At 60.3% G+C, this 24,116-nt stretch carries 21 protein-coding genes and 1 pseudogene; 14 read left to right on the top strand and 8 right to left on the bottom strand.

Annotation, left to right across the window (positions count from 1 at the left end; all coding sequences use genetic code 11):
• Positions 1 to 43: 43 nt before the first annotated feature.
• Positions 44 to 2,317, bottom strand: coding sequence for a PAS domain-containing sensor histidine kinase (locus BM315_RS06595; protein ID WP_090499060.1), 2,274 nt, complete (start codon positions 2,315 to 2,317; stop codon positions 44 to 46).
• A 243-nt stretch (positions 2,318 to 2,560) separates the two neighbouring features.
• Here BM315_RS06595 and BM315_RS06600 point away from each other — a divergent pair, with 243 nt between their 5' ends.
• From BM315_RS06600 to BM315_RS06615, 4 genes are all read left to right on the top strand, one after another.
• Positions 2,561 to 4,183, top strand: coding sequence for an acyl-CoA synthetase (locus BM315_RS06600; RefSeq protein ID WP_090499062.1), 1,623 nt, complete (start codon positions 2,561 to 2,563; stop codon positions 4,181 to 4,183).
• Between the two features lie 126 nt (positions 4,184 to 4,309).
• Positions 4,310 to 5,683, top strand: a complete 1,374-nt coding sequence (locus tag BM315_RS06605) for a solute carrier family 23 protein (RefSeq protein ID WP_090499064.1) — start codon at positions 4,310 to 4,312, stop codon at positions 5,681 to 5,683.
• 70 nt (positions 5,684 to 5,753) lie between these two features.
• Positions 5,754 to 7,526 carry an acyl-CoA dehydrogenase C-terminal domain-containing protein gene (locus BM315_RS06610; RefSeq protein WP_090499066.1) on the top strand — a complete coding sequence of 591 codons (1,773 nt, stop codon included), beginning with the start codon at positions 5,754 to 5,756 and terminating at the stop codon, positions 7,524 to 7,526.
• A gap of 209 nt (positions 7,527 to 7,735) precedes the next feature.
• A complete protein-coding gene (locus BM315_RS06615; protein ID WP_090499068.1) occupies positions 7,736 to 8,602 on the top strand; it encodes an MBL fold metallo-hydrolase in 867 nt (288 codons plus the stop codon).
• Positions 8,603 to 8,891: 289 nt separating this feature from the next.
• Here BM315_RS06615 and BM315_RS06620 read toward each other — a convergent pair whose 3' ends face one another.
• The 3 genes from BM315_RS06620 to mpl are packed head-to-tail and all read right to left on the bottom strand — an operon-like array spanning position 8,892 to position 11,163.
• Complete coding sequence (locus BM315_RS06620) at positions 8,892 to 9,188, bottom strand: YceK/YidQ family lipoprotein (protein WP_090499070.1); 297 nt, start codon at positions 9,186 to 9,188, stop codon at positions 8,892 to 8,894.
• Positions 9,181 to 9,810, bottom strand: a complete 630-nt coding sequence (ubiX, locus tag BM315_RS06625; RefSeq protein ID WP_090499072.1) for a flavin prenyltransferase UbiX — start codon at positions 9,808 to 9,810, stop codon at positions 9,181 to 9,183. The genes BM315_RS06620 and ubiX overlap by 8 nt, the downstream gene beginning before the upstream one ends.
• A complete protein-coding gene (gene mpl, locus BM315_RS06630) occupies positions 9,811 to 11,163 on the bottom strand; it encodes a UDP-N-acetylmuramate:L-alanyl-gamma-D-glutamyl-meso-diaminopimelate ligase (protein ID WP_090499074.1) in 1,353 nt (450 codons plus the stop codon).
• Between the two features lie 259 nt (positions 11,164 to 11,422).
• Here mpl and BM315_RS06635 point away from each other — a divergent pair, with 259 nt between their 5' ends.
• Positions 11,423 to 11,878, top strand: coding sequence for a GNAT family N-acetyltransferase (locus tag BM315_RS06635; RefSeq protein WP_090499076.1), 456 nt, complete (start codon positions 11,423 to 11,425; stop codon positions 11,876 to 11,878).
• Between the two features lie 74 nt (positions 11,879 to 11,952).
• On the opposite strand, the gene BM315_RS06640 is transcribed toward BM315_RS06635, so the two are convergent.
• Positions 11,953 to 13,548, bottom strand: coding sequence for a protein kinase family protein (locus BM315_RS06640; RefSeq protein ID WP_090499078.1), 1,596 nt, complete (start codon positions 13,546 to 13,548; stop codon positions 11,953 to 11,955).
• 122 nt (positions 13,549 to 13,670) lie between these two features.
• On the opposite strand from BM315_RS06640, the gene BM315_RS06645 reads away from it, so the two are divergent.
• The 4 genes from BM315_RS06645 (at position 13,671) to BM315_RS24250 (ending at position 17,668) form a co-directional block, all read left to right on the top strand.
• Positions 13,671 to 14,510 carry a M90 family metallopeptidase gene (locus BM315_RS06645; protein ID WP_090499080.1) on the top strand — a complete coding sequence of 280 codons (840 nt, stop codon included), beginning with the start codon at positions 13,671 to 13,673 and terminating at the stop codon, positions 14,508 to 14,510.
• A gap of 75 nt (positions 14,511 to 14,585) precedes the next feature.
• The gene (ppa, locus tag BM315_RS06650; RefSeq protein ID WP_090499081.1) at positions 14,586 to 15,113 is read left to right on the top strand and encodes an inorganic diphosphatase; all 528 of its coding nucleotides are present in this window, start codon (positions 14,586 to 14,588) and stop codon (positions 15,111 to 15,113) included.
• 216 nt (positions 15,114 to 15,329) lie between these two features.
• On the top strand, positions 15,330 to 16,598 hold the full coding sequence (locus tag BM315_RS06655) for a tyrosine-type recombinase/integrase (protein ID WP_244527261.1): 1,269 nt from the start codon (positions 15,330 to 15,332) through the stop codon (positions 16,596 to 16,598).
• On the top strand, positions 16,595 to 17,668 hold the full coding sequence (locus BM315_RS24250) for a hypothetical protein (RefSeq protein ID WP_141123930.1): 1,074 nt from the start codon (positions 16,595 to 16,597) through the stop codon (positions 17,666 to 17,668). The genes BM315_RS06655 and BM315_RS24250 overlap by 4 nt, the downstream gene beginning before the upstream one ends.
• A 59-nt stretch (positions 17,669 to 17,727) precedes the next feature.
• On the opposite strand, the gene BM315_RS06660 is transcribed toward BM315_RS24250, so the two are convergent.
• The 3 genes from BM315_RS06660 to BM315_RS06670 form a co-directional block, all read right to left on the bottom strand.
• Positions 17,728 to 18,798, bottom strand: a complete 1,071-nt coding sequence (locus BM315_RS06660; RefSeq protein ID WP_090499083.1) for a YagK/YfjJ domain-containing protein — start codon at positions 18,796 to 18,798, stop codon at positions 17,728 to 17,730.
• A 356-nt stretch (positions 18,799 to 19,154) separates the two neighbouring features.
• Positions 19,155 to 20,672, bottom strand: a complete 1,518-nt coding sequence (locus BM315_RS06665; protein WP_090499085.1) for a YfjI family protein — start codon at positions 20,670 to 20,672, stop codon at positions 19,155 to 19,157.
• Positions 20,669 to 21,010, bottom strand: a complete 342-nt coding sequence (locus BM315_RS06670; protein ID WP_342029870.1) for a helix-turn-helix transcriptional regulator — start codon at positions 21,008 to 21,010, stop codon at positions 20,669 to 20,671. The genes BM315_RS06665 and BM315_RS06670 overlap by 4 nt, the downstream gene beginning before the upstream one ends.
• Before the next feature lie 543 nt (positions 21,011 to 21,553).
• Between BM315_RS06670 and BM315_RS06675 the strand changes: the two genes are divergently transcribed.
• From BM315_RS06675 to BM315_RS06695, 5 genes and pseudogenes are all read left to right on the top strand, one after another.
• The gene (locus BM315_RS06675; RefSeq protein ID WP_090499086.1) at positions 21,554 to 21,898 is read left to right on the top strand and encodes a hypothetical protein; all 345 of its coding nucleotides are present in this window, start codon (positions 21,554 to 21,556) and stop codon (positions 21,896 to 21,898) included.
• Positions 21,899 to 21,968: 70 nt separating this feature from the next.
• The gene (locus tag BM315_RS06680; RefSeq protein ID WP_033041901.1) at positions 21,969 to 22,265 is read left to right on the top strand and encodes an ArsR/SmtB family transcription factor; all 297 of its coding nucleotides are present in this window, start codon (positions 21,969 to 21,971) and stop codon (positions 22,263 to 22,265) included.
• A gap of 55 nt (positions 22,266 to 22,320) precedes the next feature.
• A complete protein-coding gene (locus BM315_RS06685; protein WP_003288712.1) occupies positions 22,321 to 23,331 on the top strand; it encodes a zinc-dependent alcohol dehydrogenase family protein in 1,011 nt (336 codons plus the stop codon).
• Positions 23,332 to 23,496 (top strand): annotated as a pseudogene (locus BM315_RS24965) (transposase domain-containing protein); the annotation flags it as partial.
• A 23-nt stretch (positions 23,497 to 23,519) separates the two neighbouring features.
• Positions 23,520 to 24,116 (top strand): transposase (locus tag BM315_RS06695; protein ID WP_141123931.1); only part of this gene is annotated, 597 nt, incomplete at its 3' end.

The following is a 24,116-nucleotide window of genomic DNA, read 5'->3' on the forward strand; positions in this document are numbered from 1 at the left end:
GCATCGCCCCTCCCGCACACAAGTTCCCCCCACACTGAGCCGCTCAAGCCTCGGCCTGCTCGCCGCGCCCCAGCGGCAGGCGGCATTCCAGGCACAGGCCGCCGCCCTCCCCTGGATGCGCCTCCAGAGCGCCACCGAAGCCTTCGATGATGCTGCGGCTCATCGACAGGCCCAGGCCCAGGCCTTCGGCCTTGCTGGTGTAGAACGGGGTGAAGATGTGCTGCAACTGCGCCGCCTCCACGCCCGGGCCCTGGTCACTGACCCAGACGCACAACTGGCCGCCACGCTCGCCGGCGCTCAGTTCGATGCGCGAAGGCTGGCCTGGATGGGCTTCGCGGTTGGCGTCGATGGCGTTGCGCAACAGGTTGAGCAGCACCTGCTCGAGCAGCACCCGGTCGGCGTAGACCGGCGGCAGATTATCCGCCAGTTGCTCGACGATATTCACCTGCCAGTTGCTCGCCTCCCACTGACACAGACGCACCGCCTCGCGCGCCACCCGGGCCATGTCCAAGGCCTGGGTGCGGCGCTGGCCCTTGCGCAGGAAGGCGCGCAGGCGCTTGATCACCTCGGCCGCGTGGTTGGCGTGTTCGCTGATGCGTTCCAGGCCCTGGGCGACTTTATCCACCGCCTCGGGGTTAGTGCCCAGGGCCTTGAGGTAACGCTGGCTGGCACTGGCGTAATTGACCACCGCCGCCAGCGGCTGGTTGATCTCGTGGGCGATCCCCGAGGCCAGCTCGCCGAGAGTGACCAGCCGTGCGGTATGCGCCAGTTCGTCCTGATGGCGGCGCTGCTGGGCCTCGCGCAATTCGCGCTCGGTCATGTCGCGGGCCACCAGAGAGTAATAATGCTCGCCGCCAGTGCCGCGATGGGCCAGCAGCACCAGCGACACCGGCAGCGGCGCGCGCGCCCCCAGGGGCCGCAGGCGCACCTCGGCGCTCCACACGCCACGCGCATCGGCAGTCGCCCAACCCCGGGCCTGCAATTGCTGCACATCGTCTTCGCCGAGCAGCGCAGCCAGGGTTGGCAGCGCCTGGTTCGCCGCGATATTCAGGGCATGCCGGGCCGAGGGATTGAGGTAGGTCAGGCACCCGGCCGGGTCGATGAACAGCACCAGGTCGGTGTTGGCCTCGACCACTTCGGCCAGCCGCCGCTTGTTTTCCTCGGCCTGCACCCGCGCGGTGATGTCGCGCGACACGCTGACCACTTCCACCACCGCACCGGTGTAGGTTTCGCGGATCGCCCGGCTGGCGGTCTCGAACCACAGGTAATGGCCGTCGCGATGGGCGATGCGGAAGGTCATGGTGTGGTAGCCATCCTGCTCCAGCGCTTCGCGGGTGCTCTGCACCAGCTGGGCCTGATCCTGATGGTGGAACAGTGCCTGCACCAGGGTCCCGCGCAGCTCCTCGGGCCAGTAGCCGAGCAGGGTCCAGCTGGCCGGCGAGGCATCGAGAAAGCGCCCCTCCGGGGTGTGCCGGGAGATCAGGTCGGTGGTGTTTTCGGTGATCAGGCGGTACAGCCGACTGGCCTTGGCCGCCTCGCGTTCGGCCTGCACCTGCTCGGTGGCCAGGCGACAGCGGGCCAGCACCTGCTGTTCCAGCGGATCGGGCATGAACAGCCAGATCAGGATCTGCCCGTCGACTTGGGCCTCGACCGCATCGATCGCCCGCCCCTGCTGCAGACAGGCCCGCACCAGTTGCGCCGCGTTGATCGGGAGCAAGGCCGCTGCCGCCGACCCGGGCCGCTCGCCGAGCAGCTTGAGCATGGCCGCATTCAACTGCAGCGGCTGCGCCTGCGCATCCAGCAGCAAGCCAGGTTGCGGATCGCTGCCGAGCAGGGCACAGCCACGGGCCTGCCCGGGCAGGTTGGCGAGCAGGGCCAGCAGCAGTTCGTGGATAAACCCCAGCCAATCGAGGCTGACCCCCTCCTGCAACTCGATCAGCAGCAAGCCGGGTTGCCCGGCATCCAGCTCCAGGGCCAGCACCTGACCATGGCTGATAGCCGCCCGGCGCACCCGCCCGGCCAGCCAGCAGGGCAACTGGCGCAACTCGCCCAGACTCAGCCGCGGCTGCTCGTTCAGGGCGACGAACAGGGCCTGGTCGCTGGCCTGCAAGGGGTCGCCAAAGCCCGGCGGCAGATGCGCGGCGCTGCCTTCATGACTGTAGATGCCGGTGGCCGGTTGCCAGCCGAGATAGAACGCCTGGCGCACCTCGGGGCAGGCCAGCAGGGTGCGGCGCAGGCCATCGGCGCGCACCGCCAGCGGCAGCGCCTCGCGCTGTAATCGCAGCCAACTGTGCAACTGCACGCGGATCTCACTCATCGCATCGCTTCCTTATCGCCGGCCTTGCGCTTGGCAGACGCGAGCATCGCGGCAACGCCGACCGAATGCAAAGCGACCTTGGTCGCCTCTGGAATAATAATCTAGTGAATATACTATAAGACTATGGGTTAGTTGCCATATCAATCTATTGAAAGTTATAAATAGTCCAGGCTGAAACAGCGGCACGCCTGTCGCCGCGCCGACAGCATCAACAAGAGCAAACAATCTGCCATGGGTACTCGCATGTCGATCTACGAACAGGGCCTCGCGCCTGCCGCCGTCAATCATATCGCCCTCTCGCCCCTGAGCTTTATCGAGCGCACCGCCAGCGTTTACCCTCACTACCCGGCGGTGATCCACGGCTCGATCCGCCGCGACTGGAGCGAGACCTATGCCCGCTGCCGGCGCCTGGCCTCGGCCCTGGCCGGCCGCGGCATCGGCCAGGGCGACACGGTGGCGGTGATGCTGCCGAATATCCCGGCCATGCTCGAAGCCCACTTCGGCGTGCCGATGATCGGCGCGGTGCTCAACACCCTCAACGTGCGCCTGGATGCCGAGGCCATCGCCTTTATGCTGCAGCACGGCGAAGCCAAGGTGCTGATCGCCGACCGCGAGTTCCATGAGGTGATCCACGCCGCCGTCGGCATGCTCGACCATCCACCGCTGGTGATCGACGTCGACGACCCGGAATACGGCGAGGGCCAGGCGGTCAGCGACCTCGACTACGAGGCCCTGCTGGCCGAGGGCGATCCGGCCTTCGCCTGGCAGTGGCCGACGGACGAATGGCAGGCGATCAGCCTCAACTACACCTCCGGTACCACCGGCAACCCCAAGGGCGTGGTCTACCACCACCGCGGCGCCTACCTCAATGCCCTGGGCAACCAGATGACCTGGGCCATGGGCAACCACCCGGTGTACCTCTGGACCCTGCCGATGTTCCACTGCAACGGCTGGTGCTACCCCTGGACCATCACCGCCCTGGCCGGCGTGCATGTATTCCTGCGCCGCGTCGACCCGCAGAAGATTCTCCACCTGATCCGCGAACACCGGGTCAGCCATATGTGCGGCGCGCCCATCGTGCTCAACGCCCTGGTCAACATGCCGGCGTCGGCCAAGGCGGCCATCGAACACCCGGTCAACGCCATGGTCGCCGGCGCGGCGCCGCCGGCCAAGGTGATAGGCGCTGTGGAGGAAATGGGCATCAAGGTCACCCACGTCTACGGCCTCACCGAGGTCTACGGCCCGGTCACCGTGTGCGCCTGGCATGCCGAATGGGATGAACTGCCCCTGGATGAAAGGGCGCGGATCAAGTCACGCCAGGGCGTGCGCTACGCCACCCTGGAAGGCCTGATGGTCGGCGACCCCAAGACCCTGGAACCGACCCCGCGCGATGGCGAAACCATCGGCGAGATATTCATGCGCGGCAACACCGTGATGAAGGGCTACCTGAAGAACCCCAGCGCCACCGCCGAGGCCTTCGAGGGCGGCTGGTTCCACACCGGCGACCTGGCCGTGTGCCACCCGGACGGCTACGTGGAAATCCGCGACCGGCTGAAAGACATCATCATCTCCGGCGGCGAGAACATCTCCACCATCGAGGTCGAGGGCGTGCTCTATCGCCACCCGGCGGTGCTGGAAGCGGCCGTGGTCGCCCGCCCGGACGAGAAATGGGGCGAGACGCCCTGCGCCTTCATCACCCTCAAGGTCGACCAGCAGGCCACCAGCGAAGCCCAGATCATCGCCTTCTGCCGCGAGCACCTGGCCGGCTTCAAGGTGCCGAAAACCGTGGTCTTCACCCAGTTGCCGAAGACCAGCACCGGCAAGATCCAGAAGTTCGTCCTGCGCGACAGGGCCAAGACGCTCTGACACCCGTAGCCCGGATGTAATCCGGGGCCAGCCACTCGACTCCCCCGGATTGCATCCGGGCTACGGCAAGACCGCACCGTTTGCACAACAACAAGAACCGGCCCTGGCGGCCGACGGAGAACCCTCATGCAAATTTTCAAGCGCCGCGACGGCGACGAGCAACCCTACTGGCCCCTCGGCCCGTTCAAGGTACGCCTGCCCTTCGTGCATTACCGCTGGGAAACCGCGGAGATGCTCCAGGCGCTGATCATGTTCGTGGTCAGCCTGGCGATGATCCCGCTGCTGGAAAAATACCTCGGCCTGCCCTACGACGTGGCCCTGGCCTATGTGGTGGTGTGCGGCATCGGCTTCATGCTGCCGGCGCTGCTCGGGGTGCCCATGGTGCCCGGCTGGATCACCCCGGGGATCCCGGTGGTGCTGCTGTTTCTCGGTAACTTCGAGCCCGGCCCGCAGGCGATCCAGGCTCTGTTCGCCCTGCAGTTTCTGGTGTTCGTGATCTTCCTGGTGCTCGGCGTCACCCGCCTGGGCAGCACCCTGGTGAAGATCATTCCCAACTCGATGAAGGGCGGGATCATCATCGGCGCCGGCATCGCCGCGCTGATGGGCGAAATCTCCAGCGGCGGGCGCCTGGCCAACACGCCGATCTCCCTGGTGCTGGGCAGCCTGATCTGCCTCTACCTGATGTTCTCGGTGTCGTTCAAGGGCCTCACCGAGCGCGTGCCCCTGGCGCGCAAGATCGTCAACTACGGCATGGTGCCGGGCATGCTGATCGCCATCTTCATCGGCATCGCCGTGGGTGAGTACAAGATGCCCGACGTGCGCTTCGGCATCACCGCGCCGGCCTTCGCCGAGATGTGGAACTACCTGCCGTTCAACGTCGGCTTCCCCGGCCTGGACGTGTTCCTGCTGGCCGTGCCGACGGCGGTGATCGCCTACATCATCGCCTTCGGCGACATCATCGTCGGCCAGTCGCTGATGCAGCGCGCCGACGAACTGCGCACCGATGAAGTAATCGAGAACAATATCGACCGCGTGCACCTGGTGACCGCCCTGCGCAACGCCCTGCACGCCTTCTTCGCCCCCTATCCGGGCCTGGCCGGGCCGCTGTGGACCGCCGTGGCGGCGACCATGGCCGAGCGCTACAAGTACGGGCGCAAGGCCATGGACTCGATCTACAGCGGCGCCGGCACCTTCTGGATCACCGGTTTCATCGCCCTGTTCGCCCTGCCGCTGGTGAGCTTCTTCCAGCCGGTACTGCCGATCGCCCTGTCCCTGACCCTGATCCTCACCGGCTATATCTGCCTGATGGTCGGTTTCGAGCAACTCAACAACAACACCGAACGCGGCGTCGCCGGCACCATGGGCGTGGTCCTGGCCGTCTACGGCGCGGGCTGGGGTCTGGCCGCCGGCGCGGCGCTGTACATCCTGGTCGAGCGCACCCACCTGCTCAGCTTCGCCTCGAGCAAGGACAAGACCAGCGGCGCCACCGAAGTCGACTGACGCGCTATAACCCTAGTTATCAATTGCCACGCCGCAGGTTCGCCTGCGGCACTTCGTTTTGAGGTGCCCCATGCCCGACTACAACGCGCCCCTGCGCGACCTGCGTTTCGTCCTTCACCAAGTCTTCGACGCCCCTGCGCTGTGGGCGCGCCTGCCGGCCCTGAGCGAAACCGTGGATGCCGCCACCGCCGACGCTATTCTCGAAGAGGCGGCCAAGGTCACCGGCAGTCTGATCGCCCCGCTCAACCGCAGCGGCGACGAAGAAGGCGCACAGTGGGTCGCCGGCGAGGTGCACACCCCGGCCGGATTCAAGCAGGCTTACGCCACCTATATCCAAGGTGGCTGGGTCGGCCTGTCCGGCAACCCGGCCTACGGCGGCATGGGCATGCCCAAAATGCTCGCCGTGGCCTTCGAGGAGATGCTCTACGCCGCCAATGCCAGCTTCGCCCTCTACTCGGCGCTGAGTTCCGGTGCCTGCCTGGCGATCGACGCCCATGCCAGCGAAGCGCTGAAAAGCACCTACCTACCGCCCATGTACGAGGGCCGCTGGGCCGGTTCCATGTGCCTGACCGAGGCCCATGCCGGCACCGACCTGGGGATCATCCGCACCAGGGCCGAACCCCAGGCCGACGGCAGCTACAGCATCAGTGGCAGCAAGATCTTCATCACCGGCGGCGAGCAGGACCTGACCGAGAACATCATCCACCTGGTACTGGCCAAGCTGCCGGGCGCGCCAGCCGGGCCCAAGGGCATCTCGCTGTTTCTGGTGCCCAAGGTGCTGGTGGGTGGCGACGGCAGCCTGGGGGCGCGCAATGCGGTGAGCTGCGGCTCGATCGAACACAAGATGGGCATCAAGGCCTCGAGCACCTGCGTGATCAACTTCGACGGCGCCCAGGGCTGGCTGATCGGCGAGGCCAACAAGGGTCTCGCCGCGATGTTCACCATGATGAACTACGAACGCCTGTCGATCGGCATCCAGGGCATCGGTTGCGCCGAAGCCTCCTACCAGGCCGCCGCCGCTTACGCCCGCGAGCGCCTGCAGAGCCGCGCGGCCAGCGGCAAGGTGGCGCCGGACCAGGCCGCCGACCCGATCATCGTGCATGCCGACGTGCGCCGCATGCTACTCAGCATGAAAGCCATGACCGAGGGCGGTCGCGCCTTTGCCTGTTACGTCGGCCAGCAACTGGACCTGAGCAAGTTCAGCGAGGACGCCGCGGAACGCCAGCAGGCCGAGGCATTGGTCGCCCTGCTCACCCCGCTGGCCAAGGCCTTCTTCACCGACAGCGGCCTGGACAGCTGCGTGCACGGCCAGCAGGTGTTCGGCGGCCACGGCTATATCCGCGAGTGGGGCCAGGAGCAACTGGTGCGCGACGTGCGCATCGCCCAGATCTACGAGGGCACCAACGGCATCCAGGCCCTCGACCTGCTCGGGCGCAAGGTGGTGGCGGGCGGCGGCGCGGCGCTGCGCCAGTTCGCGACCGAAGTCCGCCACTTCGCCCACCAGCACGAAACGCCCTACGGCGGCGAGCTGGTCACCGCCCTGGAACGCCTGGAAGCGGTCAGCGGCTGGCTGCTGGAACAGGCCAAGACGGATGCCAATGCGGTCGGCGCCGCCTCGGTGGAGTACCTGCACCTGTTCGGCTACGTCGCCTACGCCTATATGTGGGCACGTATGGCCGCGGTGGCCGAAGCCCGCCGCGCCGATGACGAGGCCTTCTACGCCGGCAAGCTGGCCACCGCAGCCTTCTACTTCGCCCGCCTGCTACCGCGCACCCTGAGCCTGGAGGCGAGCATCCGCGCCGGCAGCGCGCCGCTGTATGGGCTGGCCGCCGAGCAGTTCTGACCGGCTGCTAAAATGTTGAGCGTTTGCGCGGCGAAGGCCGCGCTTTTTTATTCGGGCCTCGGCCGGCGCCTGCGCCTGCGCTTGGCGTATCCTCGTCCAGATGCAGCAGCGCGACGCCAGCCAGGGTGCGCCATGCGCACCACGGACAACCGCAACGAACGACCGGTGCGCACAGCCTAGGCGACCTCGCACCCCCTACGGAAAGACTCATGCGCACACTGACCACCCTCACCGGCAACAGCCAGAAACTCGACGGCGGCGCCATGTTCGGCAATGCCCCCAAGGCCCTGTGGCAGCGCTGGATGGCCGCGGATGAACAGAACCGCATCGACCTCGGTTGCCGCGCCCTGCTGGTGCAGGAAGAGGGCCGCAACATCCTGGTGGAAACCGGCATCGGCGCCTTCTTCAGCCCCGAGCTGAAAGACCGCTTCGGCGTCCAGGAGGACCGCCACGTGCTGCTCGATAGCCTGGCCGAACTGGGCCTGAGCGATGCCGACATCGACATAGTGCTGCTCACCCACCTGCACTTCGACCACGCCGGCGGCCTGCTCGCCGCCTGGGCAGCAGGCCAGCCGGCGCGCCTGCTGTTCCCCCATGCGCGCTACGTCGCCGGCCAGCGTCAGTGGCAGCGCGCCTGCCAGCCCCACGCCCGCGACCGCGCCTCCTATATCCCCGAGCTGCTGACCTTGCTGGAAAACAGCGGCCGCCTGACCCTGCTGGAGGAAGCTGACCAGTGCCAACTGCTCGGCCCGGACTGGCGCCTGCACTGGAGCGATGGCCATACCCCGGGGCTGCTGCTGCCCGAGGTGGCCATGCCCGGCGGCCCGGTGCTGTTCCCCAGCGACCTGATCCCCGGCGCGCCCTGGGTGCACCTGCCGATCACCATGGGCTACGACCGCTTCCCCGAAGGCTTGATCGAGGAGAAGACGACACTGCTGGCCGACCTGTTCGAGCGCGGCGGCCGCCTGGTGTTAACCCACGACCCGGCGATCGCCATGGGCCGGGTGGTGCGCGATGCAAAGGGTCGTTATGGCCTGGCGGATGCCCAGGCCGCCGTGTGCAAGCTGGCCGAATAGCAGTGACTTGGTGCGCACGGCGCACCCCACACAGCCCGCGCCTTTGTAGGGTGCGCCATGCGCACCGCCCCCGCTAACAGGCCGCTGAAAAAATACCTACGTTGGCAATACTGCGTTAAAAACGGCCTCAAAATACTCATTTACAGCGAGTAAACTCCGCTTTTGATTCGCTTCGCTCACCCTGCGGGCCAGCCTACGGCTGTTACTCCGCTGCGCTACGTTGCGGCCGTTTTTGCGGGGACGCCTAGTCCTTGTCTTGCCTGCCTCGCCTACGTTTTTCAACGGCCTGCTAAAGCCCGCCGCTGACGCCCAGGCTCACGCCCAATTCGGTCGCCAGCGAGAATGGCAGCAGCAGGGTGTCCAGCAAAGCACTGGCGGGCAGATCGAGGCCGGGGTATTGGGGCGCCTCGGCACCGAACCGCGCCTCGGCGCAGCAGCCATTGTTCAGCGCATACAAGTCCAGGCGAGTGCCGGCATAGATCACCGGCGCGCCCGGCTTGGCCGCATCCAGGGTGCGCAGCGTGGCGCAGCCGCTGCTCAACAGCATGAGCAGCAGGCAGCCCATACGCACGGCGGTGCTACTCATCCGAAACCTGATGATGCTCGCCCCAGCGCGGCAGCATGTCCTGGGGCACGCCCAGGCAGTTGAGAATGCGCGCGACGACGAAGTCGATCAGGTCGTCGATGGTCTGCGGCTGATGATAGAAACCCGGCGCCGCCGGCAGGATCACAGCGCCCAGGTTCGACAGCTTGAGCATGTTCTCCAGGTGGATGCTGGAGAACGGCGCCTCGCGCGGTACCAGGATCAACTGCCGGCGCTCCTTGAGCACCACATCGGCGGCGCGTTCGATCAGGTTGTTGCAGGCACCGCTGGCGATCGCCGACAGCGTACCGGTGCTGCAGGGCACAACCACCATCGCCGAGGGTGCGCCCGAGCCGGAGGCCACCGGGGCCATCCAGTCTTCCTTGCCATAGACGCGAATCTGCCCCGGCGCCGCACCGGTGTATTCACTGAGGAACGCCTGCATGGCCTGGGGCTTGGCCGGCAGGGTCACGTCCGTTTCGGTGGCCAGCACCAGTTGCGCGGCCCTGGAAATCAGGAAATGCACCTCACGCTCTTCCTGCACCAGGCAATCGAGCAGGCGCAGGCCGTACTGGGCGCCGGAAGCGCCGGTCATGGCCAAAGTAATTCGCTCGGGTCCGGACATTTATGCCTCCAATGCCGCGGCCAGCTTGCCGTGCAAGCCGCCGAAACCGCCGTTGCTCATCACCACCACCTGGGTGCCCGGTGCGGCTTCGGCCTTGACCCCGGCGATGATCGCCTCCAGCGAGTCGCAGACCCGGGTCGGCACCGTGGAGGTGGCGACTGTCGCCGCCAGGTCCCAGCCGAGGTTGGCCGGTGCGTACCAGTACACCGAGTCGGCCTGCACCACCGAACCCGGCAGGCCATCGCGGTGGGCGCCGAGCTTCATCGAGTTGGAACGTGGCTCGATCACCGCGATCAGGCGGGCATCGCCGATGCGCTTGCGCAGGCCGTCGAGGGTGGTGGCAATCGCCGTCGGGTGGTGGGCGAAGTCGTCGAAGATGGTCACGCCGTTGACTTCGGCGACCTTCTCCATGCGCCGCTTGGCGTTGATGAAACTGCCCAGCGCGGCGATGCCGAGTTCCGCCACCACGCCGACATGCCGCGCCGCCGCCAAGACCGCCAGGGCGTTGGCCACATTGTGCTGGCCGCTCAGCTGCCAGTCGACCACGCCCTGCGGACGGCCGTCGAACAGCACCTCGAAACGCGAGCCGTCGGCGCTGAGCAGGCGCGCCTGCCACTGGCCGCCTTCGCCAGTGGTTGCTACCTCCGTCCAGCAGCCCATCTCGACCACCCGCTGCAGTGCCACGTCCGCAGCCGGGTGGATGATCAGGCCAGCGCCGGGGATGGTTCGCACCAGATGGTGGAATTGCCGCTCGATGGCCGCCAGATCCGGGAAGATGTCCGCGTGATCGAACTCCAGGTTGTTCAGGATCGCGGTCCGCGGGCGGTAGTGGACGAACTTGCTGCGCTTGTCGAAGAAGGCGCTGTCGTACTCGTCGGCCTCGACCACGAAAAACGGCGTGCCACCCAGGCGCGCGGAAATACCGAAGTTCTGCGGCACCCCGCCGATCAGAAAGCCCGGGCTCATGCCGGCGTGCTCCAGCACCCAGGCCAGCATGCTGCTGGCGCTGGTCTTGCCATGGGTGCCGGCCACCGCCAGCACCCAACGGCCCTGCAGCACATGGTCGGCCAGCCACTGCGGGCCGCTGACGTAGGGCAACCCCTGGTCGAGTACGTACTCCACTGCCGAATTGCCGCGCGACAGGGCGTTGCCGATCACCACCAGGTCCGGAGCCGGATCGAGCTGTGCGGCGTCGTAGCCCTGGGTCAGCTCGATGCCCTGGGCCTCGAGCTGGGTGCTCATCGGCGGGTAGACATTGGCGTCGGAACCGGTGACGCGATGGCCCAGCTCCTTGGCCAGCACGGCCAACGAGCCCATGAAGGTGCCGCAGATGCCAAGAATATGGATATGCATGATTTACCTTGAAGGCGTCCTCAAAAACCGGCCAGAACTGGCCCTGAACAAGATCGCCGCAGGTTAGCACAGCGGTCCGTGCTCGATCTCGGTGTGTAGCGTTTCGACCAGCCAGGCCCGGCCAGGTTGCAGGACACGGACTTCATAATCAAACGCTTGCTTGGATTGCGCTTTCCAAAAGCATTAGGCAGCATCGGTGCGTCCGCTGGCACAGCCCATGCAGTGCCAACCCAGCCCATCACTAATGCCGAGGCTCGCCATGCGTATCGTCCCTGCTACCCTGGAGCACCTGGATCTGCTGACCCCGCTGTTCGTCGAATACCGCGAGTTCTACGGCGAACTGCCGTTCCCCGATTCCTCGCGCAAGTTTCTGGAAACCCGCCTGCGCCGCAAAGAATCGGTGATCTACCTGGCCCTGGCCGACGACGATGACAAGCTGCTCGGCTTCTGCCAGCTTTATCCCAGCTACTCCTCGCTGTCGCTCAAGCGCGTGTGGATCCTCAACGACATCTATGTCGCCAAGGACGCGCGGCGCCAACTGGTTGCCGACCGCCTGCTGCAAACCGCCAAGAAAATGGCCAAGGAAACCAACGCCGTGCGCATGCGCGTCGCCACTAGTCGGGATAACGAGGTGGCGCAGAAGGTCTACGAATCGATTGGCTTCGTCGAAGACCAGCAGTTCAAGAACTACGTACTGCCCATCAACGGCGACTGATCCGGCACAACGCCAGCCCAGCCGCCAGGTCGGCAGCTGGGCTGCGCTGGCTTGCGCCATCGGCGTGCATGCGCCTACCCCTGCAGGCTCAGCCACAAGCCGAACCCCAACTGAATCACCAAGGCGCCGAGCAATGCCAGCCGCCAGGGCTGTGTGCGCAGGTTGACCCGAACCGGGGCCGGCGGATGCGCCAGCGGCTCCTGCAACGCCTGACGGAACTCCGACAAGGCCTCGAAACGCGCGGCGGGCTGGGGCGCCAGAGCCCGTGCCAGCACCCCGTCCCAACCAGCCGGCAAGTGCGTGGTGAAGGTGGCCAGTGGCACATAACGGCTCAGTACCCCGCCTTCCGGGCGGGCGATTTCCGGCCATTGACCACAGATCAACCAATAGGCCAACGCCGCCAGGGCGAACTGATCGGCACGCCCATCCACCCGCTGCGGGCCGCGCAGTTCCGGCGCCAGCGGGATAGCCTCGCTGGGCAGCGGCTGACGCGGCACGCCCGGCAATAGCGCGGCATGTTCCGGCAATAGCAGCAGACGCCCGCCCGCACTGATCAGGATGTTTCGCGGACTCAGCCACAACCCCTGCATACCGCGGCGCTGCAGGGCGCGCACGGCTGCGATGGCCTGATCGAGCAGGCTCAGCAGGGTCGATCCATCCACAGGACCATGGGCCGCTAGCCAATCGACCAGGCTACGCAGCCCCGCTGCAGGCGGCTCGAACAGCATGAAGGCATGCCGACGCGGCCGGTGCGCCGACAATACCCGCGGCAAGCTGGCCACCGGGCTGCGCCGCAAGGCCCACTCACGCTGCCAGAACACCTCGTCGGCCGCCTCCTCGGCGAGCCACAGCAAGGCCTCGCGGCCACTATCGTCGCGCGCCCGGAACAGCCGGCCGGGCGGGCCGAACGGGCACTCGTCGAGCAGCGTCCAGCCATCCACCCGCATGCCGGTCACGGCCTCGGCCAGTGCCGGCCACTGCTCCCGCGGCGTAGCCGGCGGCAGACTTGCGGCCGCCCCCGACAGCAGCAACGCGGCGGCGCCGGGTGCCTTGAGCCAGGGCGCCAGCAGCGCCGGCATACTTTCCACGACCAGCGTCTGACAGCCGGCGCGGAAGGCATCCAGGTCGGCCACGCCGAGCAACGGCTGCGGCGCCAGCAACAGCGCCTCCCCCGCACTAAGCGGCAGACTGTACTGCACCAGCGCCAGCTCGGCCTGCATGCCCAGTTGCATGCCCTCACGCCCCGCCAGGCTGTGCAAGCCCCCGCCCTTGTAGCGCAGCAGCCCCACCGCACCGGCCTGCAGGAACTGCGCATCAGCGCCCTGCAGCAACAATAACCCGGCATCCAGCTGCGGCACGCTGCGCCCCGTCTGCCGCATGTGGAACAGCTGCTGGTTGAGCGCCGCCAGCACCTGCCGCGCCGCCTGCGCCTCGCTCCAGCCCGCGGGCGTGCAGCGATAGTCGGCGAACAGCGCATCCAGATAACCCTGCAGCCGCTGCACCACATCGGGGCAATCGCGCGCCCACAACAAGGCCACCAGCAACAGCGGCGGGCGTCCCTGGCGACCCGCCAGCCACATCGCCCGCGCCCGCGCCGCCTGGGCCGGCAGGTCGATGCCGCAGCCCAACAGCAGGCTGACGGCAGGATGATCCATGCGTTCGATCGACATCGGCAGCCCCTCCCCGCGCACCACCAGCCGATGCACTGCAGTCTTTGTGCCGATTCGCCGCAGCTTGCCGCACAGGCAGGCGCCGCTTATGGTGGGCAGCCGTGCAACCCGAGCCTGCCCCCATGTGGTCGTTCCGCGCCTGGCGCCGCCGGCGCATCCTTGCCCGCCAGCCAATATCCCCGACAACCTGGGCCGAGGTACGTCGGCGCCTGCCGCTGCTCGATGGCCTGAGCGACAGCGAAGAGCAGCGCCTGCGTGAACGCGCCGTACTGTTCCTCCACGACAAACACCTGAGCGCCCTGCCCGGCGTCGAACTGGACGCCATCGACCGCCTGACGCTGGCGGCGCAGGCCGAACTGCCGCTGCTGCACCTCGCCGACCTCGACTGGTACCAGGGCTTCCACGAGATCGTCCTCTACCCCGACGACTTCCTCAGCCCGCAGCGCCACCGCGACGCCAGCGGCGTGGTCCACGAGTGGGAGGCTGAGCACAGCGGCGAAGCCTGGCAGCAGGGCCCGGTGATCCTCGCCTGGCCCGGGGTCCAGTCCAGCGGCGGCTGGGACGGCTACAACCTGGTGATTCACGAACTGGCGCACAAGCTGGACATGCTCAATGGCGATGCCAACGGCCTGCCGCCCTTACACCGCAGCATGCGCGTCAAAGACTGGGCCAGCGCCATGCAAAGCGCCTACGATCGCATGAACGCCCAACTCGACGCCGACCCGCACGGCGCAACCGCCATCGACGCCTACGCCGCGGAAGATCCGGCGGAATTCTTCGCGGTTACCAGCGAGTACTTCTTCAGCGCCCCGGACCTGCTGGCCGAGGCCTTTCCCGCGGTCTACGCGCAGCTGGCGCTATTCTACCGCCAGGACCCGCTGGCGCGTCTGCAGCGCCTGCAGGCCGCGCACCCGGACTATCGCACTACACCCAAAGGCTGCCCCCACGCGACCAATGGCTAGCCACCCCGGCATAGCAACAGCCGGGGAATATGCCTATAATCCCGCCACTTTTTAGCCCACCCCGGGAGCCACTCCATGAGCTACAGCAAGATTCCAGCCGGTAAAGACCTGCCGAACGACATCTACGTCGCCATCGAAATCCCGGCCAACCACGCGCCGATCAAATACGAAATCGACAAGGACAGCGATTGCCTGTTCGTCGACCGTTTCATGGCCACCCCGATGTTCTACCCGGCCAACTACGGCTACATCCCCAACACCCTGGCCGACGACGGCGACGCCCTCGACGTGCTGGTCGTGACCCCATACCCGGTGGCGCCGGGCGCGGTGATCCGCGCTCGCCCGGTTGGCGTCCTGCACATGACCGACGAAGCCGGCGGCGACGCCAAGCTGATCGCCGTACCGCACGACAAGCTCAGCCAACTGTATGTGGACGTCAAGGAATACACCGACCTGCCCGCCCTGCTGCTCGAGCAGATCAAGCACTTCTTCGAGAACTACAAGGATCTCGAGAAAGGCAAGTGGGTCAAGGTCGAAGGCTGGGGCAACGCCGACGCGGCCCGCGCCGAAATCACCAAGGCAGTGGCGGCTTACCAAAAATAAGCTGACACACCCCCTGAAAACCGGCCACAAGCCGGTTTTTTTTATGCCCAAAATAATCCTACCAAGTCCGAAGCCCAAGCTGGTAGCCTAGATAAATCAAGGGCTACAGCCATTTTCCCAACCAACCGAGTCCAATTCGACACAACCCCATCCGATGACCAAGTGGGGGGACAAGTGGGGGGACAAGAGGACAATGGCAACGCGGCGGGGGACACGATGGGCAAGCTAAATCCGAAGCAGGTCGAGAACCTGACAGAACCCGGCACCTACGAAGATGGAGATGGGCTTCGCCTGGTTGTCAAACCCACAGGACGCAAGTCTTGGTTACTACGCTTCCAGCTAGCAGGTCGCCGCCGGGAAATGGGCTTAGGTTCATATCCAGAGGTCAGCCTCAAGAGCGCACGACTCGAAGCAAGCGCCAAACGCCGCCACCTGATAGATGGTATCGACCCACTTGCCGCACGGGATCAGGAACGCAAAGCTCAGCGCGAGGCTCAACGAGCCCGAGAGGCAAAACAGCTCAAATTTGAGACGCTAGCAACAGATTACTGGAGCGCGCACAGCGGGGCTTGGTCTGCGCAGTGGCGTAAAGGCTGGATACGCAAGCTTGAGCTCTACGCATTCCCCCACATTGGTAAGCTAGCTGCCGAGCAAATCGAGACCGAGCATGTCCTCAAGCTTCTGCAGCCTATCTGGGCCATAAAAACCCGAACCGCGGATGAGGTACGCGGACAAATTGAGCAAATCTTGGACGCAGCAAAAGCACGAGGTCTCCGCGAAGGAGAAAACCCTGCACGATGGCGGGGGCATCTGGATAACTTACTCAGCCGGGCGGAAAAGAAAAAAGCAAGGAAGCGCGAGCACTTCCCCGCAATGCCCTGGCAAGACGTACCAAAGCTAATGCATCAACTGAAAGCGAACATGACAGCGCCATCTCTTGCCGCACAATTGCTGATCATGACCGCCGCGCGTGCGCACATGGTGCGATTCGCACGCTGGGATGAGTTTGATTTTGAGGCTCGTACGTGGTCACTGCCCGACGAGCGCATGAAAATGCGCGTCGCCTTCGTAATCCCACTTGCTAACGAGGTCATTGACTGCCTGCGAGCTATTCCACGCCTTGAAGGCAGTCCATTTTTGTTCCCCGGCCAAGGCAAGAGCGGTGTAATGCACACAAACGCAATCCGCACCCTACTGCATGACCTGGGTTATAAATCCATCACCAGACATGGGTTTCGCTCTTCATTCCGCGACTGGGCAGGTGAATGTACTCACTACCCACGTGAGGTTTGCGAGATGGCACTAGCACACGACGAACGTGATCAGACTGAAGGGGCGTACTCTCGATCTGACTTTCTCGACAAGCGCCGTGCCTTGATGGCTGACTGGGCTCACTATCTCACCAAGCCTAAAGCTGTCGACACAAACACCGATCTACTCTCGGCGACCGGCAGCGTCTGCCTGATAAAGGTACATCCCAATTGAAAAACATTGAAGACGGCAATCTTAAAATACAATCGGTTGTGCAGGTCACAGGCAAACTCGGAATTAGCCCACAAACCATTGTTGAACTAGCCGCAAAGGCCAAAATTCTTTTTATAATTTATATTCCTGACAAAACCGAAATCCATCTCACAGGAACATTCATAAATCCGATGCCGACATCATTCACTGACGAGCTAAACAAATCAACATTCGCAGATCACGGGAAATATTTACTAGTTAGCTCAGCGACTGAATTCTTAGGACTAGAACCATCTGACTGCGAACTTATCATCCAGAAAGGAGAGATTCGTAAAGATAGTTTTTTAACAATTGCATCATTCGAAAAAGACATAGGAGCAGTACTCATAACCCCTAGAGATTACGTAAAATCACATTCATGGAAACAGTCTCCTCCGATATGCATCGACGGCTCATTTTCCACCCATCTAACCGTGAATGGAAATGGCGCGCGAGCACAATCCAACTTGCCAACCCTAAGAAAGGCAAATTCAAAACCAATAAGAATTGAGTTTAACGATCTATTTATCAGAAGCGAAGACATTAAAAAAATCAGAATAGAGCTCGAAGCCTGCAAACCAAACTATGGTAATTTTCAAAAGGCAGAGTGGATACCAGAACAGCTCGCAGACATGAACGAAGCGTCAACTTATTTTTTTTCAAATAAAAAATACAGCACATACAACAGGAAAGAAATGATTTTAACAATAGAATCGTGGCTAAAAGCCCGATGGACACGAAAGACTGATAACAGAGGTGAAATCCTACTTGCAGTGGCTGCAGCAGCAATACTTCCAGAGTCAACCATGCCCAACAAAATTATTGATAAAATCAAAATCACCGAACCCACTGAAAAAAGTCTCAATGAATATACATCACCCTTACTATCCATAATTAACGAGTTAGCATTGCAATATTGGCTTAAGGCAAAAAACAAGGGCAAATACAGTGAGCACCAAGAAATCGTTTACGACCTCAATTTTAATTATGGAATAACTGGCAGGCTAGCAAAAGTAATCGCCACACTAATCAGGCCTACCAAAAAGCACTGAAATTAATCATACCAGCGCAACATCTAATGCAGACCATTCACGACAACCAGCTAGAAAATTCATCCACATTCGAGCACCCTAGCTCTTCGGGGCCTGCCTCTTTTAGCAACACCATCTTTTGGCATATTGCCCCGAAAGAATGATCTACCACAGCCCCGGGAAAATCTGACCCAGTAGTCAACCTTCGAAAGATATCCCGCTACTCCGTTCTTTAAGTTCTGAATCAGATCAGCATCAAGGTGCCCCACAACACCTATGCCTCGGTGTCGGTATTTCCATTGCTGATTATTACAGTTGAAATAACGCCCTTCCCCCTTGGTTATGACGTTCTTCCAGTGCTCACCTAGCAACTTAGCCAAGACAACATCCTGCCGATAATTCGCCCCGTCATAGAAAACCAAAAGATGGAAGTGAAAGCCCTTGTTGTGACCGTATTCCAGCTTACAAGCAAAGCCTAGCAGTCCCTTGATAGGGACCCCTTTGTGCAAATCGCGTTGCATCCTGGCCCAGTCATCCTTCACCTTTAGCAAGGGCTCCTGCAAGCCCTCCTCCCGGTTAAACAAGCCCGACTCATAAGACATATCCAAACGAATTACCACCAGCCTAGAATGCCGTTCAAACAAGGCATCGATATAGGCATCTAGACTCCTTGCTCGTTTGTTTGCCGCCTTCTCAAAGCCCCTGATAAGGCGTTTAAATTCACTCCCAGAGGCTATCACCCTCAAGTCATCGACAAGCCCGTTCAACACCCTCACGACGCGTTCAAGCTCCTCTGGATGAGCCTTAGCCGGATCTGACAACAGTAAAGAACTAGCTGTTCTTCTTGCGCAGCCAAACAGTAAATCCACATATGGGTTGAGCTCATGAACAGGAAAATAATAAGCGAACTCACTCTGCCCATTACTTAACACCTTGAGCAGTCGCTTGCCAGTTGCGGATGACTGGAAAGCGAGCTTACCGTTAACTCGCTCAAACACATGAAACAGCTGCTCATCACTGTTAATTAGCTCGACCACAAGTGGCTCAATTAACTTTAGCCGGCCTAACAAGCCATCCTCTACAGCGAATTCAAAGACCTGATTATCACCCATCTCACCAGCCACACCTTCATACCCTTCGCCTAGGTACATCTTAATACCACCATCAACTCAACATTAAGGAAAATAGTGATAGCCCAAACAATTAACCACCTATTTATATTGAGCAGAAGAACCTTCAAGCAGAAAATAGATCCGTGCATATCTGCCATTCTGGCCATATGCATTACCCGTCAGATCCATCTAGCTATGGCATATCAACTGACATGCCATACTAACTATACCTATAGTCTTTTAATATTATAATTAAATAACACTCCATAACTAACACCCCCAGCACCGCACCAGGAAAATGCGCCAAACACCGCCAAACCAGCGAGACAATCCATGACAAGCAGATATCGTACTAAAATAAGTTAGTTCCATAGCCACGTATATGGCAGACACTATTATAACCGCCATAGAATATCATTCTGCGCCGCTAGCGTATCTGGAAGCAACCCCGGTTTCAGGTCAATCAATACCTTTCCCCACCTGTCCAAAACCGAAATTAAACGCTGTGAACAGAGATACTCTACAGCAAGGTTCAAGCGACTCTTCTTCCTGACCTTATAAGGCCCATACTGAAGGACATGATTTTTTGCCACGTACCGCCGACCACAGCTACGATGGAAACTTAACCATTCCATCAACTCTGCAGCATCAGCCTCAAATTGTGGAGGCGGTAGAAAAATCCTAACAAACTCATCTGAATACCACTTGCATATATTAATAGCGACATTAAGCGTATCTAACGAAACGTCGCCACCGAACCCTTCAAAATAGTGAAGTAACGCCGCCACCCTCGCAATATTTTCAAACAATTTAGACGCATGATCACCCGCACCATCCAATCGCCCACCTTTGCGAATTTCTGCCTCGATGGTATTGGCAATAAAGAGCCCATACTCACAAGCCTCTGCCGTAAACTTAATAACTTTCTTCTCCCTGGCTGGATCTCCCAGCAGATCCAGGTTCTGCAGAAGCAGTTCTGTCATACGCGCGCTGTACCCGTCATTATGCTCCCATGATTGAGTCATGTTATTTTCTATACGATAACCTCGCGTCGATATTGGATAGCACACAAGAAACCTCGCTAATAAACCCGATCCACGAGACAATTCCCCACGCCTAACCATATAATTTTTGAAGACCGCATCCTGGACCATTATCGATACGGTCAGGCGTCCGCCCTTCAACTCGAAGCTATCGGACGTCTTACGATCAACGGTGATTGAATCCCCACTCCAGATGGCGTTTTGCTTTGATAAATCATTAAATCCTCGTCCACTTAAAACGCCACCACCCTCACTTGAAATCAATCCTGCGGTTGGCAAATTCTGGTGCATTCCGTGAAACAGTGCCTCAGACGTTGCGTCCTCATAGAGAAGCTTAAACTCTTTAGGTCTTTCCGGTTTCGCGATCTCATGCTCAAACAACCGGAGCTCTTCATCGTCTGAAGCCACCCCCTTTTCAAGGTTTTTAGCCACACATTTTAAAAGTGTTTTTCTTTCAACCTCCCAGATAGACTTCTTGACATCCCAGGCCCTCAACTGTTTTTGGTATTGCACATTTTGGGCCGCTTGGAAATCACGTATTGACTTCATAAATATATTTTCCGCACCGGATTTACGCTCCCCTGATTCCGCAATAGTAAGCAGCATCAGTGATGCGGGAACAACTTGACCATTTGGCTTTTGGACGTCTACTAACCCTTGTATAACAACAGAAATTGCTGCCAACGCCGTTGATAAGATCAGGGGACGAGGTGCCTTAACATTGTTTTGAACCTCATCGACAGCTGCGTTCAGCAATGGTAATTGAGCGAGCCATGGAAATTGCGCCTCAGCAGATATGTGTGGCGGTTGATAGATCGGAGATCCCACCCAAGTAGCTGATTTGTCTCCAAAGCTGATATGTGAACTCATTGCCCACACCTCTCTGCAGCCAAAGCACTCTGCACCACAGCAGACCTATCAACCTGCATTTTAATTTTAGTGCTGACTGCTCTAGACGAGTAAACGCACTGCTCCAGCCATGCATTGACTTCCGCTTCGATAAAGCGAACCGCTGAGCCACGGCCAAGACGAACCTGTTTTGGAAAGGTCGAATCGTAATGCACCGAGTTTGTGTCAAGCTTGCTGTAGATGGTCGACCGCGACAGACCTGTGCGCTGGACTACCTGCGTCAGCCTAAGCATGACCAGGGGTGATTGGTTTTGAGGTGTCATCGTGTTGCTCCGTTCAGTGGGTGGGTTTGTGCCCATCCTAGGAGCGTTAAGGATGAAAACTAAAGAACGTGACCGTAACCGCTGCTAACGGAGCAAGCCTAAGACGGCGAGCCCCCCGCATACCGTGGCTTTGACGGACGATGTCAGAACTTGGAATGCTGAGCGTAACGGCGGCATGGGGGATCGTTACGGAGGGAGAGCCATCAAGCAGAGCTCGCTACAGATATGCAATCAGCCCTGAAGTCTTCAACAAAACTCAGTATGAACTGGTGCTATTCCTGCTACTAATAGCAGGAATAGCAGCACGACTGTGCCGCCACCCTGTCGATTTCTTCCGCGTTTCACGGTTGTCTGGAACACGATCACCGTCTACCCTCATCAGCGATCTGTCGGGCTGCGGCCCCACTTAGCCTTAAAGACACCCCTTCTGTATCGAACATTTTTGGGTCAGATCCGGTCATTGGAGACACCTAGGCAGGAACAGCAAACACCCCAAACAGGCCCGTCACCACAGGCTGCAGTCAGTCAAAATCGACCCCGTACGAGCCCACTAAACTAGATGTGAGTCAGAGCGTGCACATGGAAATTAAGGACTGGGTAAGTGGCGAAGATTTTCTGGCTGCTTGGAAAGAAGCATTTATAGACCTCGGGCATGGGCAATTTAGTGGGGCACAAGGCAAGGTTCTCAAAGCATATGCCGAATCAGACAACCTTTGGGTCGAGCTTCAGAAGCCGTGCCCTGAAATTGGGTTGATTTCGATTCAGTTTCCCAAAAACCTTAGTAACCATCCGATCTATCTTTGCGCTTGGTTTTATAGCGACCGAGGTGAGTGGCAAGCCAACCAGCAAAAACTAATGGCGTCTGGAGCGCTTAAGGCTTCAGATCAATTGGCACAACCATCACAGCTGGATGCGTTTTTTTGATTTCAAACCCTTGCGAAGGGTAATAGATTACTTATTGAACATTTCGTAAAAAAGCGTAACATTGCCGACCATGATACTTGAACAGCTCAAAGCCCTGGGCAATGACACTCGCATGCAAATGATGGAGTGGCTCAAAGACCCACTCAGTAATTTCCCACCTCAGGATCATGGCGATCCTGCGATAGGAGTGTGCGTAACCCATTTGCAGCACAAGGCCGGGCTTTCACCTTCTACCGCGTCTGCACATTTAGCTATCTTGCAACGTGCAGGCTTCGTGCTAACCACCCGCATCGGAAAGTGGACTTACTACCGGCGCAATGAGCAGGCGATTGATGACTTTGCGGGTAGGTTGATCATCGAATTGTAATTTTTAAACTTTCATTTCGTTATTTCGCGTAATTAGAAAACATAAGGAAACCCCTATGAGCAGCAAAGCTATCTTCGTCCAACCCGGTGGCGGCTATGAAAAGGTTGTGGTTGGCAGCAGCGAAGTCCGAGCCGCAGCGCGTGGCGAAATCACCGTACGCCTTCACGCCAACTCGCTCAACTACCACGACTTCGCGGTGGTCAGCGGTGTGTGGGGCCCTGCCGAAAAACGCATCCCCATGGCCGATGGTGCAGGTGAAGTCATTGCTGTCGGCCCAGATGTCACTGAATTCAAGGTGGGTGACTCGGTCGTCAGCACCTTCTTCCCGGAGTGGATCAACGGTGCGCCACTGGTTGAAGGCTTTGTTAGCGTGCCAGGTGATGGCATTGACGGCTACGCTCGTGAGCAAGTGACGGCCAAAGCCACATCGTTCACCCTCGCGCCTACTGGCTACAGCCATGCTGAAGCGTCGACGCTTACCACCGCCGGCCTTACTGCATGGCGCGCCCTGATGGCCGATGACTCACTCAAGCCGGGCGACACCGTGCTCGTCCAAGGCACTGGTGGCGTTTCAATTTTCGCCCTGCAGTTCGCTAAAATGGCCGGTGCTACCGTCATTGCTACCTCTTCAAGCGACGAAAAACTTGAACGTCTGAAAGCGCTAGGCGCTGATCATGTGATCAATTACCGCAGAGACCTTAACTGGGGCGAAACTGCACGCGCTCTAACGGGTGGCCGTGGTGTTGACCACATCATCGAAGTCGGCGGCCCTGCGACGCTTGAGCAATCGATGATTGCAATTCGGGTTGCTGGTCACATCTCCGTCATCGGGATATTGAGTGGCGTAAGCGGTGCAATGAATTTTGTACCGGCACTGATCAAGCAAGTGCGTCTGCAGGGTGTATTGGTGGGTAGCCGCAGCCAGCAGCAAGACATGATCCGAGCCATCAATGCTAATGGCATGCGCCCGATTATTGATCGTCATTTCCTTTTGAGCGAGATTGTCGAAGCGTTCAAGTATCAGGAAACCAACCAGCATTTCGGCAAAATTTGCCTGGATATCTAAGCACGCATGAATGGGCATGATCCGTATGCCTATCTCAAAGATGTGCTGACACGGCTGCCGACGCAGCGGACGAGAGAGATTGGCCGATTGCAGCCAGCCACGACGGGCGGCTACCGGCCCAGAGTGTGTAAAAACGCCCGGACATACCCTTGCTATGATTTCTGAGAATTTCATCGCAAGGGAAGCCCATGAAACGGTTTATCCAGGGTGAGCACCGAGGGCAAAGCACCTTACTTCCCGAGAGCCTCGATGACTACGTCAGCGATACCAACCCGGTACGGGTGGTTGATGTCTTCGTCGATGAACTCGACTTGGCCAAGCTAGGTTTTGATGGCGTCATTCCAGCCGAAACCGGCAGACCGGCCTACCACCCTGCGATCCTCCTGAAGATCTATATCTACGGTTACCTAAACCGCATTCAATCAAGCCGACGTCTTGAGCGAGAAGCCCAGCGCAACGTCGAACTCATGTGGCTAACCGGGCGTTTGATGCCCGATTTCAAGACCATCGCCAACTTCCGAAAAGACAACAGCAAGGCCATTCGCGGCGTCTGCCGCCAGTTCGTTTTGCTCTGCCAGCAGTTGGGGTTGTTTGGCGAAAAAGGCATGAATATGCACTGTTACTGGAGTTCTAAGTGCCAGAGTTGCGCGCTGAAAACCCAGTGCACACCAAGCACAAATCGTCGAGTAAGGCGCTGGGAGCATGAAGCTGTGCTGGAGGAAATGCAGCGTCGGTTGAACCAAGCACCAGAGATGATGCGGGTTCGAAAACGGACTGTTGAGCAT

This window comes from Pseudomonas borbori (assembly GCF_900115555.1).
GTDB classification, from domain to species: Bacteria; Pseudomonadota; Gammaproteobacteria; order Pseudomonadales; family Pseudomonadaceae; genus Aquipseudomonas; species Aquipseudomonas borbori.